Here is a 15,272-nt window from a genome sequence, read left to right as displayed (position 1 = left end):
CTTTTATTTTAGCTCTAGTTTTGAAGGTTTTTGAGCTTGGTGTGGATGCTCTGCTCCCTCATAAACAAATAGTTTTTTGTACATAGCACTCCCTAATTTATTTTTAGGTAGCATACCTTTCACTGCGATTTCAATCAAACGGTTTGGGTATTTAGCCAAAATTTGTTCTGGTGTTCTTTGTTTTTGTCCACCAGGATAGCCTGAATGCGTATAGTGTACCTTTTGTGTCATTTTATTACCAGTAAGACGCACTTTTTCAGCGTTCAATACGATAACATAATCACCACAATCAACATGCGGGGTATAGCTTGTTTTGTGTTTGCCACGCAAAACTGTAGCTATCTTAGATGCCAATCGTCCTAACGGTTGTCCTTCTGCATCTACCACCAACCAAGTACGAGAAACAGTCTCCTTCTTGGCGGATTGAGTTTTATAGCTCAATGTATCCACAATTATATTCTTTTAATTATTAAAAAATTGCCTATTTTCAAGAGGTCTATATATTGATAGACCAAAGCGAATGCAAAAGTACAACTAGCTTTTTTAAAAAAGAAGCTTTTTTTCTTTTTTTTTAAAAACTAAAATCATAACACACTGAAAAACAGTAAAAATATCGCTCAGCTTTTTTCAACAAGTTCTATTTTTAATAAAAAATGAGTCCTTAAACAGGTCTAATTACAACCATCCTATAATCGTATCCACTTTTCGCATAGGTATAATTGACTGAATTCCTTCGTTTTCTTTGACCAAAATATAGTACTTGGGTTCGTCCTCCACAAAAATGACAAAAACATTATTTTTGTCTTCTTCGTTTTTCAACAAATCCATTGTTGCAGCAGCTTGTTTGTCTTCTGCTTCTCGCCAAGGAAGAACAGCATAAGTTTGTTGGGCTAAATCCTGTCTCAATTCTTTTAGCTGCACCAAATAAGCCTCTTTCATCTCTTTGTGTGCTTTTATTACATTGGCATTGATTATATAATCGTTAAAAACATCTTCTATACTAAGCGTATCGCTTTTTGCTGTATTAATAAATGTATCAACTATTTTATATGCTTTATTGACTTCCATTGTTTTATTGTTTGAAACACAGTTGGTAAAAAAAATTGCAAGACAGATTAATAATATAATGTTATATTTCATCTTCTATGAATTATTTGATTTTTTTATCTGGAGTTGGGGTCGGTTGAGTTCCCTTTTTAGCTTTTTTTGTAGTTGCATTGTTGGCATTTCTTAGATCCTCTCCTAAATCACCAGGATTATGCCCTCCTCCACCAGGCCAAACCCCTTTTTTAGATTTTATATTCCAACCTGCTGCCCCTGCTACTTCAATTGCAAAGTCGGTACAATTATAAGTATCCAAATTATACTTTCTAGTTCTATTTTTTTCGATATACGCTAAGGCTGCAAAAAACTGATCGTGTGTTAATATTTTATTCGCTTGTACTTCCGAAGTATGCCCTTTATCATCAACCAACTCTCCTGCCACTTCAATTACCCCTGTTAAGGGATTCACACTATTGGCTGGATAAAACCCAAGAACCGCTTCTACTTTAGTACCATCCACATTGGTCTTGATTAGTTTTACAAAGGTATGCCCAACATCTGGAGCGGTAAGCCCTTCAAAGGTATCTCTATCGCCTCCCGTCCCAGGTTGGTCAACCAGAACATGTAATTCATATTTTTTGCCCACTTTACCATCATAAAATGGTTTGGTAAATTTGTCTCCCCCGCTAGAAGGTGCTTTATTGGCTAAAAGAGCTAACTTAGCTTCTGCTTTTTTAATCACACCTTGCATAAAATCTAGCTGCTGTTGTTCCTGCGTATCAATAAATCCATCTGCTTTAAACAGATTTTCATAATTTTTTAAAGTTTCTTTTAATCTTATCAATTCGTCTTGTAATTGTTTAATTTGTTCTTTTTGGGTTGCCATTTCTCATTATTTATCGCCTATAATTCATTAAAAACATTCTATATTACTTTAATAATAATACTTTTCTCCTTAACAATCAATAAATACCACATATAATTAAAACTCAAAAGATTAAACCCAAGCTTTTTTTAAAATTAGCATAGTTCTTGAATTACAATTGATAAACAAACTCAACTCTTATCTCTACCATAAAATCACAATACAATGAAAGTGTTAAGAATATATCTATCCTTTTTCATTTGCATAGGACTTTATCACAGTATTAATGCGCAAAAAAACTCCACTCCAATACGAGAAGGTGAGTATTATGGAACGACTAGTATTAATGGTCATGTTGTAAAAATACTGATTATAGACGGCGATACCTTGCCCGTAGCAGATATGGAAGGTATCCAAGTTACCCAAAAACGAAACTTCAAGAATAGGGATGAACGCAAACGGTATAAACAGTGGCGAAAGTATGCTGCCAAAGTATACCCCTATGCTGCTGAAGCTATTCGCCTGTATCGTGATGTAGAAGAAGCTACCCAAGGAATGAAAAAAGGTAAAAAACGTAAATACGGACGCAAAAAAGAAAAAGAACTGAAGCCCAAATACACCGAAGAACTCAAAAAATTAACAAAGTCTCAAGGGTATATCCTTATAAAAATGGTGGAACGGGAACTCAACAAGCCTTTTTTTGATGTAGTTGTCCAATTAGAAGGACGGTGGAAAGCGATGCAATGGCAGGCCTTAGGCAGATGGTATGGTTATAATCTCAAAAAGGGCTATACTGCTAAAGATGATCTACTCTTAGAGTCAATTCTCCAAGATTTAAACATCACTTATGGCACTAAGCCTAAAAGTTAATTGTAAAATCTCTCTACCTCAACCAACATTGCTCCATTTTTGCTCGTTTTATAATTGGCTATCCTTTCAAAAACCTATAAGTTCTTATATATCTTATAGGTTTTTGTATTTTACAGCCCAAGCCCATTTGATGCCTAAATTTTCACCTACAGATACAAAATAATATGCGAGCGATTCTTACAACGATAATTATTGGTTTCTTATTGGGCACAACGATCTTCGCCCAAGAGCAAAACTACCTGTCCAATCAGTTTTTAATACAGCTTAATTCAGATTATGAAATTAAGCAACTAATGGCTAGACTAGAGGATTATGCCCCTTCCTCAAAATGGGAAGCTCCCCAACAACTAATTCCTAAAATGAATATTTGGTTGTTAAAATATCAAGGGGGAAGCCCTCAAGAAAAACTATTGAATTTTTTCAACCAATCCTCTATGGTTGATATTGCACAATACAACCACAAAATAACCTTACGCTCGCCTGCTCCTCCCCCTGCTCCAACAGCAACTACTCCCAATGATCCCTATTTCAACAACCAATGGCAATATATCAATACAGGAGCAAGTGGAGGCACCGCTGGAGTAGACCTAGATGCCGACCTAGCTTGGGACATTACAACAGGAGGGCTAACAGCCAATAATGATACCATTGTAGTAGCTATATTAGATGATGGCATTAGTCATTCTCAAACAGATTTTGGAGACAACCTTTGGGTTAATCGAGCAGAAATTCCAAATAATGGCATTGATGACGACAACAATGGTTACCAAGATGATTACTTAGGGTGGAATTCTCTTTCGAATAATGATTTGATTTCGGGCGGAGGGCATGGTACTTCTGTAGCAGGGATTATAGGAGCACAAGGCGATAATGGAATTGGCGTTACAGGAGTCAATTGGAATGTCAAAATGATGATTATCAAAAACGACTTTAACACTTCTGAAGCCAATGTATTGATTGCTTATGGTTATGCATTAACTCAACGAAAAATTTACAACCAAACCAATGGGCAACAAGGGGCTTATGTCGTAGCAACGAATGCTTCTTGGGGACTCAATAATGGGCAACCTGCCAATGCTCCCTTATGGTGTTCTTTTTACGATACACTAGGCTCTTATGGAATTCTAAACATAGCTGCAACTGCCAATTCTAATGTAAATGTAGATGCTGTTGGCGATTTGCCCACTGCCTGCCCTAGCGATTATTTAGTAGCCGTTACGAATGTCAACAAATTAGGAAACAAAGAATTGGGCGCAGCTTATGGTAGCACAAGTATTGACTTGGGTGCTTTTGGGTCTGGGGTGTACACCACTAAAGCGCCTTCCAGCTTTGGAATATTTGGGGGAACCTCTGCCGCTTCCCCTCATGTTGCGGGGGCTGTAGCCTTACTTTATTCAGGAGCATGCAGCAATTTTATGGCTTATTCTCTTGTTCATCCCGACAGTGCCGCCCTAAAAATGAAAAGCTATTTAATGAATGGAGTCGTTGGGATTTCAGATTTGAATGGCACTACTGTTTCGGGGGGCTATCTCAACCTATTTAATAGTTTGGGGCTTTGCCTTAATGATTGTCCTAGCAATGCTTGTTTTGCCCCTTATCAAGTTTCAACATCTAATCATATCGATACCCAAGTACAGATTAATTGGGTCTTTCCTCCTACGGTTAATCAAGCTCAATATCGCTATAGAGAACAAGGGGGAACCTGGTCTTCTCTGGTCACAATTCCCATTGGGCAAAACAATGTAGTTCTCAACAATTTATTAGCTTGTACCAATTATGAAATTCAACTCAATTCGCTCTGTGGGGCTACTGTAGGAAACAGTACTTTATACAATTTTAAAACGGATGGTTGTTGTGAGGCTCCAACAGCCTTAAACTATACAGTCGTTAGCTCCGACTCTGTTCTGTTGAATTGGAACAACCTATTGGCTGGAAATACTTATATTCTTAGCTATTTAGAGATGGGTACAAACAATTGGCAACAAATTTCTAATATCTCCAATAATAGTTACTGGTTAACCAATTTGAATGCTTGTTCCTATTATTCTGCCACCTTACAAGCAATTTGTAACAATGGGGATACTACCTCCTATTCTGATACGATAAATTTTGTTACGCAGGGTTGTCTTTCTTGTTCTACCATTAATTACTGCTCTGCAAATGGAAGCAATACAACACACGATTGGATAGATACTTTTTCTGTAGACAATTTTAAGCATGCCTCTGGCAATAACAATGGTTACTTCTTTTATAGTAATGTGGATATTTTCTTGGGCAAAGGTGATTATCATAACATCTCGATTAGCCAAGGAAAAAGCTTCACAGAGCATGTAAAAATATGGCTAGACATCAATCAAGATGGTGACTTTATGGATGCAAATGAAGAAGTATATAGTACTGTAATGCCTGTTAATACAAAAACCGTACAGGGTTCTATTATTGTTCCTGCTACTTCTACGCTGGGTATTACAAGAATGCGAGTCGGTTTGCGTTGGAACAATCCTCCCCCAAACTGTGGTGTAACGGATGCAGGGGAAATAGAAGATTATTGTGTTCAAATCATTCCAGGAACTTCAACGACAACATTGCCCAATCATCTTAGTTCTATTTATGTTTATCCGAATCCATTTTCAGACAACATCACCATGGACATGGCACTTGCCAAACCTACGAACTTAACAGTTGCTATATATTCTGCAACAGGGCAATTAATGCATCATCAAACCTTACTTAACCAAACAACAGGATCACAAAGCATCCATCTAAAACCACAAATTCCAGCAGGAGTTTATTTTTTGCAAATAAGTAGCCCTGAAGGGCAAGTAACCAAACGTATTATAAAGTTATAATCTTCTCGATCTTTTCTTGAATGGAGCATAATGAGATGCTTCATTCAAGGAAAATCAAACTTCAACTGATAACCAATTCCAAAAGTATCTTCTTGCTTTTGTAGATTAGATGCTGTCAAGCCAATTAGCCTAATCTTTTCAAAATCATCTATATTTTCTTTGAGCAAAGTATGTGCAACAGTACGAATTTCATCTAATGATGTGATAAAATGTTCCTTTGACAAACTGCGAGTCATCAATTGAAAATCACTAGTTTTTAGTTTGAGGGTAATGGTTCGTCCAAAGTTATCGGCTTTTGTTAATCGCTCAAAAAACTTTAAAATAATAGGCTCTAAAACCTCTACAATTTCATCAAACGTTGACAAATCGTCCTTAAAAGTACGTTCCACAGCCAATGACTTTCGAATTCGATTGGTATTAACAGGGCGATTATCAATTCCTCTTACAATATCATAATAAAAGCGTCCAACCTTGCCAAAATGTTGAGCCAGTTCTAACTTGCTCAGTTGTTTAAGATCTGCTCCAGTTTTTAGTCCCAAACTTTGCATTCTAGCCGCAGTTACTTTGCCTACTCCATGAAATTTTTTGACTGGTAATTTTTCTAAAAATGCAATGGCTTGCTGTGGTTTTATAACGGTCAAACCATTGGGCTTTTTGATATCAGAAGCAATTTTAGCAATAAACTTACAATAAGAAACGCCTGCCGAACAAGTCAATTGAGTCTGTTCATAAACTTGCGTTATAATTTGCTGAGCAATGATAGTGGCAATAGGCTCCTGCTTTTTGTTGCTCGTAACATCCAAGTAAGCTTCATCCAACGAAAGTGGTTCGATCAAATCTGTATATTCTTCAAAAATGGCTCGAATTTGCCTAGAAACCTCCCGATAGACATCAAACCTAGCAGGCACAAAGATAAGTTGAGGACAAAGCTGCTGGGCTCGAAAACTTGACATAGCAGAATGCACCCCAAATTTGCGTGCTTCATAACTTGCTGTAGCCACCACTCCACGAGCCCCACTCCCTCCTACAGCAATCGGTTTGCCCCTTAGTTCTGGTTGGTCTCTCTGCTCTATGGATGCATAAAAGGCATCCATGTCAATGTGTATAATTTTTCGACCAGAATTTATGACTACCATCAAGTTGTAATGTTACCTAAAAAATAAAATTTGCGAATAAAGCCCTTTTGTTAACGAATAAATCTTCTTCTTCTGCGAATAAGGATTGGAGAAAAGTTAGCCTATGTGACTTCTTATTTTTGTATTCGTAATACACCCAAAACGTTGACGCCTCATATCATTATATCAAATTTAATCTTTTATTTATGAAAATTAATTTTTTTGTCTTACTCCTTTGTTCATGGTTTTTATCTATAGGAACGACCTCTGCGCAAACAGTTGTTGACTTTAAATTCCGAATTTGGAAAAATTCCGTTACCCCAGGCAATTATTTAGGAGAATATACTGGCTACACCGATGGAACTTCAGAATACGATGTTTCAGATCCTTTATCGGGGCAAATTTGTCCTGGAGATCAGTTAATTATTAAAAACCTTACCGCAAAAGATGGGCTGCAACTTTCTTTTAATGGAGGATCAGAAAAAGCAACACTTGCTTTAAGCTGTACCATAGGCTATTCACAACCCATCAGTCTTCTTGCAGATGTTTGTACCTCTGGTTGTCATGCTATTCCCCTGCATTTTCCGAACTGGAATTGGGGAGCTGACCTTACTCTTACTATTCCTCCCTACGATTGTGCCTCTACTAACTTGGTTATTTCTACTGGCATCATAGGCAATACTACCCCTCCAAACAACTGTGGACCTCGTTGGATCTTTATTCCTATGAACTTGGCTCCAACAACTTCTATTCCCAACCAAGCAATCTGCCCTGGTGATGTTGTCAGCCTATCACTAGATCCTGATTTCACATACAATTGGCACACAAGTAATCCAGATGGAACAAGTCCTTCTAGTACTCAATCCTATACCGTTGACATTACCCATATAGCATCAGGTTGTACACAAACCAAAACGTTTACCATTCAGGTCAGCAATCCAGATGCCGATCCTTTTAGCAACTTGACACTTTGTTATAACGAGAGCCTATTATTTACAGAAAACGATTTTGACAATCTATTTGTAGGCAATACTACTCCGCTTAAACTCATCTTTAATGGAACTGTAGTATTTGAAGAAGGCGGAAGTAATGCTGATCATATCATTGATGCCATGACTTATGGCGCAGGGGTTATAAATGTTGAATATGTTTATTATAACAGTACAACGGGATTGACTTGTACTAAAAACTATACGATTACGATTCATCCAGAGATTATAATTGACATGGAAGATAGCTATGGTTTCTGTGATGGCAATTTTGATCCGATCTGTGTATTGCCTCCACTTACCGCACAAATTGGTGTCACCTACCAATGGACAAAAGCAGGAGAATTGGGTATTTTATCAACTAGTTCTTGTTTCACCCCTACCGAATATGGCTCTTACTGTGTAACCGCAACAGACGCTTTTGGTTGTAAAAGAACACATTGCTTTACGGTTTATGAAACGGGTGTTGGAATTCCATCCCCTAAGAGTATCTCTTTCTGCTCTTTGACGGATAATCCCCCTGCTTATATTGGCTGGCCTTCTGATCCATTTGGAGCAGTAGCTTATGGTTTTAGTTGGACCTATACTGACCTAGATGGCACAACCGTTACAATTCCTAACACGGGTGTTTTATACCAAGTGCCCTATTTAGGACCAGGTACCTATACTGCTGTTGTTGTTACTCCTGGTTGTTCTGAAACTTTTACCATTACAGTAGTTGATGAATTACAAATATTTAACAATCATTCTTTTGCCAATTTTACGTTTACGCCACTTATGGCAGGGCAGGTTTCTTGCCAGCCTTTAATTAGTCTATTAGGCGGGGTTGATTCATGGACGGTAACAGATCAATTTGGCACGACCATTCCAACGATTCCTTACTTAGGAGGCATTCGTTTCAACTACACGCTAGGAATTGAATACCAAGTTACATTGAGACGAGAAGTTGCTCAAGATTGTAAGGTCTATATCAACCAATTTAATTGGTTGGATGCCCCCAATAGACACACCAAAGGGAATACCTCTAAACGTCTTAATGATCTAAGTAATAACAATGTAAATGGTATTTCTGAATCAACAACTATTCAAGCCTTCCCTAACCCTACTACAGGTATGGTTAACATCCGTTTATCAGACATAGGGACTACAACAAGCAGCATTCAAGTTATCAATGCAGTTGGTAAAATCGTTGTACAAAAAGAAATTACAGGGCAATCTACCATTGAATTGGATTTGAAGAAAGAGGCTAGTGGCGTCTATATGGTTCGAGTGATCTATGGCGATCAAGAATTAACTACAAAAATTATCAAAGATTAACTTCATAGCCAAGCGTTGTTTTAATAAGGCGCTTTTACCATCACATTTACTTACTGTGGTGACTATGAAACGCATGTAACCATCAATTAACGAGGAGCTCTAAAATTCCCCTCTTACTCTTATAGATTTTAGTCTCATTTCTTCACTGAAATGAGGCTATTTTTTTAGAAAATACGCTCTTAGCCTCCAACGAACCAAACATTCTAACAATAAAATAGCTGGTAGTATAGCTACTAAATACAAAACGGCTAAGGTAGAGTAATAATGATTTAAATAGATCAGAAATGGACTCAGCAAACCAAAAAACAAGGTGCTTACGATAGGGTATAACGTAATGCAGATATAAGATAACAAATAAGCCGTATCTCCTTTGGGTCCTTTTTCTCTCCCCGAAATTTCAGGGTTTACACCAAAAATATAAACGATCTGCAAAAACAACATAGAGAAAAAAGAAAAGCGCCCCAAAAACTTACTGTATTGTTCTAAATTGTAAAATAAATCGGATAGAAGGGTAGGCAATAGATGTGCATAACCTAACATTGCAAAGGTTCCAGCAGTTAGAATCAGCCAACGTATCAATAAAAAATCATCTTTTATGGTGGGTTTCGTATTGGGTTTTGAAGCGTTTTTTTTCTTCAAGACACGCTTTTCCATATTTTTATTTAGGTTATTAAATATTAGTATTGATTCACACTGCTACTTTTATCCATTTGGAACACAAAAAATAACAAACCTGTGAAACAAAATATATATTTGAAGGAACAAAAATTCATTCTGATAACATTGGGGGAAATATAGAACAAAGAAACTTAAGAACATTACTCCGTTAAAAAATCAACGGAGTATTATAAGAATAGATGTCCTTAAAATTAACTAAACCAAAGATCATTAATAATAGTTTCACTATAAACAAAAAAAGTATTACTGTCTTAATACTTGTCATCCAGAGGTTAGTTTTAGCTTCTAAAGTGCTTATTCTTAACGAAAGATGAATACTTAGTTACCGAGCCATTTTACAGTTATTAAAAAGTCCCAAAAGGAAGTAGCCTTTTGGGACTTTTTAAGTCTTTTATTCATAAACTATAAACGCTTACAACATTATTCCACAATCAGTTTCTGCACATATTCCCTATTGTTTATTTCTAATTTTAGCAAATAAACGCCTCTTTCCCATTCTCGAACGTCTAAATAAAATTGATCGTCTTTGACTTGATACGTTTCCATTTTTTGTCCCAATAAAGTATATACGGTTAATAGCTTTTGCTCCAGCTTTTCAGGTGCTAAAAACTCAATATTTATAAATGTATTGGCAGGATTAGGATGTACCTCAAAAACAGAAGTTGTTGTTTCAGCAATAGAATTTGTGGAAAGTACTGTATTGCAGTATGGGTTTATATCGCAAAGAAAGGGATGCGATAAGTGCCAAATGGTGTCCCAATAATTATTGGGAAAAAGGGCTACATCATAATAAAAATTATGCGGTTCTCCTTGGTAAACATGTAACTCAGAGGCTAATCCTAACTGTGTTCTTTTGTGGTGTATTTGTCTAGAACCATACATTGTGGGAAAGGTTGCGCTATTGCTAAACGGAGCACCAGAGTCAATGGGAACTACCGTATCATCGGTACCGTGAAACATAATAATAGGTGCGCTGTCTGAGCTATCTAGCCCATCTAAATCAATTACAGCCCCCCAACAACCAATTACGCCTGCAATATCAACCGTATGCTGATAACTATTTCCAGAACAATCCAAACATCCTAAATCACGATTATCATCTAATGTCCCTGCAACGCCATAAGTTTCGATGGGTCGATCACTTTCGGAAGCATAAGCTGTTTGAACCGCATTGATTGTCCCAGCACTATTTCCCACCATAAAAATAAGGTTGGTATCAATACGAAATTGCTGATGAAACTCCTTCATATAACGAACGGCCGCCCTTGCATCCTGAACGCCTCGATATCCTGCCCGAATAGAACTGACAGAACTTAAAACATTAAAACCTATTCTATAATTAACAGCAGCACAAACATAGCCATAAGCCGTCAAACTATCACACCAAGCTACAACATCTTGCATGCTTTTATCTCCAATTAGAAAAGCGCCACCAAAAAACACCATGACTAATGGACGTTTAGTAGCGGTATCTCCCAAGGGTTCATAAACATCTAAATGCTGAGGAAGGGGAATATTTAGCCCTAGAGCATCATAGCTATCAGCCGAACCATACTGAATATTAGTTAAGACATTTTTTTGCGAAAAAATAGCCTGCTGATAGCGTCCTGGTTGTGCTTGAATCGTCGAAATTAAGACACAAAAACTCAATAAAAAATAAATAACACCTTGTTTCATAACCTATTATATTTAAACATAAACTTAACCATTTAGTTAAAAATACGCATTTTTTGACAACAAAAAAAAGCCTACAGTAGATTTAATACTATAGGCTTGCAATAAATTGCTATCTGTCTTACTTCATCAAAGAAGTATTGGTCTGCATAATCCTAGTAACAATACTCGTTGGCTTCAATAATTGGTTTAGCAATTGCCTTACGAGCATCTCTAACATTTACTGTTTTGTATTTAGCATAGCGCTTAACTCCCATCAGCATCATGCGCAATGGTTCGCCTTCAGCAAAAGAGCACAAGGCATCTTTGGCATTCTTAGCAATGCGATCAATTGCATCAAATAAATACACCTCTAGAATGTGTGTTGGATTCGTAACATCAGCTCCTTTTGCAGCTAATTTTTGAACTCTCAACAAGAGTGACTCACAAGTAAATACATCCATCATTACATCTGCAATATTCATTGTAATTTGCTGCTCTACTTTTAGATTTAGGCTACCGTCCATCTGTGCTTTAGCAGCAGCACCAGCCACAATCAACAAGATTTTCTTCATATTTTTAACCGTATCTACCTCTACACCAAAGGTTCCTTCTGTTTTAGAAGCGGTAGGCATAGATGTCAATTCTTTTTGAACAGCCCAAGCTGGTCCAACCAAATCAATATGACCTTTCATCGCACGTTTTAGTGTCATAGCCAAAGTCAACAAACGGTTAATTTCATTGGTTCCTTCAAAAATACGATTGATACGTGCATCACGATAATGACGAGCCGCTTCATACTCTTCAGAGAATCCATAACCTCCATGAATTTGAACCGTTTCATCTACTACATAATCCAACATTTCAGATCCTAAGACCTTCAACATCGCACATTCAACAGCATACTCTTCTGCTGCTTCTAGTTTGGCCTCTGCGTAAGACATTCCACCATCGAACAATGCTTGTGCCTTTTGTTGCAACAACATTGATGTGCGGTACAAGGCAGATTCTACAGCATAAATTTGAACCGTTTGCTCTGCTAATTTGTACTGAATAGCCCCAAAATTTGAAATCGCTTGTTTGAACTGATGACGCTCATTCGAATAGGTAATTCCTGCTCGCATATTGCGTTTAGCAGCTCCCAATGCCATTACGCCCAATTTAAAACGACCTACATTTAGAACATTAAAAGCGATTAAGTGCCCCTTTCCTATTTCTCCTAATACAGCAGATTTGTGAACTTTTACATTTTCAAAAAATACTTGACGAGTAGAAGAACCTTTGATTCCCAACTTATCCTCCTCTGCACCAAGGCTCAAGCCTTCAACACCAGCTTCTATCAAAAAGCCTGTAAATTTATCTCCATCAACTTGAGCAAAGACAATAAATACATCGGCAAACCCAGAGTTGGTAATCCACATCTTTTGCCCCGAAATAAGGTAATGTTCTCCATCCTCTGTTGGCATTGCCTTGGTTTTAGCGGCCAATGCATCTGACCCTGAACCTGGTTCTGTCAAACAATAAGAAGCGACTAACCTTCCCGAACATAAGCCTGGCAAATATTTTTTCTTTTGCTCTTCTGATCCATAATAAAAAATGGGCAACATGCCTATCCCTGTATGCGCAGAAACCGCTACAGAAAAACATCCTGCATATCCAATTTCTTCTGCAATAATTGTATTGGTATTGGTATCCATTGGCATCCCTCCATACTCTTCAGGTATGTGTGGTCCCAACAAACCTAATTCTCCTGCCACAGCCAATTTTGCTTTAGCAAGTCCCTCTTCTTGTTTCTCTAATGCTTGATAATTAGGCTCAATTTCTGTATTTACAAAATCTTTTACCATTGCACGAATCATATCCTGCTCTTCGTTGGTATCTTCTGGGGTAAAAGTATCTGCTGGTTGAGAATCTTTAATAATAAATTCGCTACCTTTTAAGACTTCAGTTGTCATATTTTCTACTACATCTGCCATAATATTAGTTATTTAGCTGTTTTAATAAATTGTATTTAAAGATGAATATCAAGTATTTATTCTACTTTATCCCCAATTTATTTTTTATTAATTGATTTTGGTAATTTTAGTTCCTATTAATATTACCTAAACTATAAACCCAAGATTAGTTTAATGGTTGCTCCTAAACGCAAAGAAAGAGGCAACGCTAGTGATGCGCAACCTCTCTCTTTCTCCAAAAAGGACAAAATATTCTTCGATTTATTAATGCAAATATAATAAAAAAAAATTAAAATTTTAAACCTCACTAAATAAAAGAATGTTATTTGGCATATTGTACGATCTAATGGCTCTTTTATAGCTAAAGGCGTCAAGCTCATTATTTTTTGATCTTTTGAGCTGCTATTGAATGATAATTTTCTTCTACCAAAGTGATCATTTTTTTATCTTCCAGAATACTTCTAACCCAAAGAGAGAAATAAAAACTAGGCATAATTTCCCAATGAATATAATCGGGATATTTATCGATATAAGCCTCAAGAATTTCCTTTAATCGTTTCTTATTTAAAGGAGCCGCTCGACCAACATGACTTAACCAATGAGTAATAAAAGAAGCCCCCTTATGTTCGTAATACTTATTGCCAATTTTTTTGATTAAATACTTCAATTGCCGTACGATATTGGGGAGCAATAGATAGTTTTCCAATTCCACTTGCAATAAACCTTCGTACAATTTGCTAGTGACTACTTCTATAGGAATGATAAGCTCTCCTTTGATGTCCTCCTTAATAATGGTTAGATCATTGATAGCAGCATCTATTTCTTTTTTGAACCAAGCCTTAGTCGCTCTATAACGAATCAAATACAACTGTATAGAGGGCTGAATTTTGGATTGATAAGGACTGTTTTCTTGAATATAACTTTCCAAAAATTCATTCTTGATTCCTGTTTTTATATAAATTGCTAGACATCTAATTTCTAGATTCGTTAGAATGAATATTTTATGCTGTTTAAAGTGTTTGCCAATATGTTTTTCTTTAATAAAATTCTCCCATATCTCTAGGCTTCTAACGGGCATATTGTTCCTTCCATAAAATAAAGCTATATTAACTAAAAGTCTTAAATAAGCAATTTGTTGATGTGCTCTAAAAGTTGGATAGAGGTCATAAATTGCCTTTTTTTGTTCCAATACTTCTAGCATTTTTAAGTCATTTTTATCCTCACTTTCTTGAAGTAATTCAATCTCCAACAGATAGTTCTTCATCCTCAAATCCTCTGGGTAGTTTTCTTTTATTTTATCCAAAAAAGTACGCTGTTCTTTTATTTTTAAGGACAATTTTGGGTCCACATTATAGTACAATTGATTAAGATTTACTCTTAGGGTATCCAATTGATTAAAAGCATTCAGACGCTCCAAAAGCGCCTCTTCTTTCTCCAAACACTCTAAAATTTCATCCAAAGAATTTTCATTGAGGATATACAAGCTTCTTTTGAGCCGCATAATATCTGTAAGAATCAAATAGGACTGACTTTCCTCTGCTTCTTTTTCAACAGATTTGAGTAAAGACAGAGCGCTTTTATATTGATTTCTGCCTTTTAGTAAATAAACATAATTTAAGTTGGCTCGCAAGAGTGTCGCTCTATCGTGCTGTTGCGTATTTTCAAAAAGGATGTGGAGTATTTTTTTGTACAAACTATGTATGATAATCTTATAGTTATTAACGCCCCTCTTTTGCAGTTGTACCTTTAATTTTTTTTCGTCTAATTCTTTGGCGTTATTCAAAACTTTAAACAAAATCAAAAAATGATTCTTACCATTTGATTTTGACAAACTTACAGTTGTTATTTTCTTTTCATTCTTTGACATAGATTGAATTAATTCGTAACAACTTAATAAGATACTTTGCATTCTTGTAGTATTAATTTTAGTGTGTATT

The 15,272-nt window shown here is 36.4% G+C and carries 11 protein-coding genes; 3 read left to right on the top strand and 8 right to left on the bottom strand.

Annotation, left to right across the window (positions count from 1 at the left end; genetic code table 11):
- Positions 1 to 3: 3 nt before the first annotated feature.
- The 3 genes from rplM to AsAng_RS24675 all read right to left on the bottom strand — a co-directional run bounded on the left by rplM (position 4) and on the right by AsAng_RS24675 (position 1,930).
- Positions 4 to 450, bottom strand: coding sequence for a 50S ribosomal protein L13 (rplM, locus tag AsAng_RS24685; RefSeq protein WP_324292380.1), 447 nt, complete (start codon positions 448 to 450; stop codon positions 4 to 6).
- A gap of 225 nt (positions 451 to 675) precedes the next feature.
- Positions 676 to 1,068: a hypothetical protein gene (locus AsAng_RS24680; protein WP_264789795.1), complete on the bottom strand. Its 393-nt coding sequence runs from the start codon at positions 1,066 to 1,068 to the stop codon at positions 676 to 678.
- A gap of 82 nt (positions 1,069 to 1,150) precedes the next feature.
- Positions 1,151 to 1,930 (bottom strand): hypothetical protein, encoded by a 780-nt coding sequence (locus AsAng_RS24675; RefSeq protein ID WP_264789794.1) that lies wholly within the window; start codon positions 1,928 to 1,930, stop codon positions 1,151 to 1,153.
- 204 nt (positions 1,931 to 2,134) lie between these two features.
- Here AsAng_RS24675 and AsAng_RS24670 point away from each other — a divergent pair, with 204 nt between their 5' ends.
- Together AsAng_RS24670 and AsAng_RS24665 are read left to right on the top strand one after the other, a co-directional pair.
- Positions 2,135 to 2,779 carry a DUF4294 domain-containing protein gene (locus AsAng_RS24670; protein ID WP_264789793.1) on the top strand — a complete coding sequence of 215 codons (645 nt, stop codon included), beginning with the start codon at positions 2,135 to 2,137 and terminating at the stop codon, positions 2,777 to 2,779.
- Between the two features lie 164 nt (positions 2,780 to 2,943).
- Positions 2,944 to 5,628 carry a S8 family serine peptidase gene (locus tag AsAng_RS24665; RefSeq protein ID WP_264789792.1) on the top strand — a complete coding sequence of 895 codons (2,685 nt, stop codon included), beginning with the start codon at positions 2,944 to 2,946 and terminating at the stop codon, positions 5,626 to 5,628.
- Positions 5,629 to 5,672: 44 nt separating this feature from the next.
- On the opposite strand, the gene dinB is transcribed toward AsAng_RS24665, so the two are convergent.
- On the bottom strand, positions 5,673 to 6,764 hold the full coding sequence (dinB, locus tag AsAng_RS24660) for a DNA polymerase IV (protein WP_264789791.1): 1,092 nt from the start codon (positions 6,762 to 6,764) through the stop codon (positions 5,673 to 5,675).
- Between the two features lie 185 nt (positions 6,765 to 6,949).
- Here dinB and AsAng_RS24655 point away from each other — a divergent pair, with 185 nt between their 5' ends.
- Complete coding sequence (locus tag AsAng_RS24655) at positions 6,950 to 9,049, top strand: T9SS type A sorting domain-containing protein (protein ID WP_264789790.1); 2,100 nt, start codon at positions 6,950 to 6,952, stop codon at positions 9,047 to 9,049.
- Positions 9,050 to 9,205: 156 nt separating this feature from the next.
- Here the strand turns inward: AsAng_RS24655 and AsAng_RS24650 are convergent, their stop codons facing one another.
- The 4 genes from AsAng_RS24650 to AsAng_RS24635 form a co-directional block, all read right to left on the bottom strand.
- Positions 9,206 to 9,703: a hypothetical protein gene (locus AsAng_RS24650; protein ID WP_264789788.1), complete on the bottom strand. Its 498-nt coding sequence runs from the start codon at positions 9,701 to 9,703 to the stop codon at positions 9,206 to 9,208.
- Positions 9,704 to 10,147: 444 nt separating this feature from the next.
- On the bottom strand, positions 10,148 to 11,404 hold the full coding sequence (locus AsAng_RS24645) for a T9SS type A sorting domain-containing protein (RefSeq protein ID WP_264789787.1): 1,257 nt from the start codon (positions 11,402 to 11,404) through the stop codon (positions 10,148 to 10,150).
- 152 nt (positions 11,405 to 11,556) lie between these two features.
- Entirely contained in the window at positions 11,557 to 13,356 is a 1,800-nt protein-coding gene (locus AsAng_RS24640) for an acyl-CoA dehydrogenase family protein (protein WP_264789786.1), read from the bottom strand.
- A 358-nt stretch (positions 13,357 to 13,714) separates the two neighbouring features.
- Complete coding sequence (locus AsAng_RS24635; protein WP_264789784.1) at positions 13,715 to 15,244, bottom strand: hypothetical protein; 1,530 nt, start codon at positions 15,242 to 15,244, stop codon at positions 13,715 to 13,717.
- Positions 15,245 to 15,272: the final 28 nt, after the last annotated feature.

Source organism: Aureispira anguillae, assembly GCF_026000115.1.
Lineage (GTDB): Bacteria > Bacteroidota > Bacteroidia > Chitinophagales > Saprospiraceae > Aureispira > Aureispira anguillae.
Note: the sequence above shows the minus strand (reverse complement) of the source record. Positions and strands in the feature narration are given on the sequence as shown.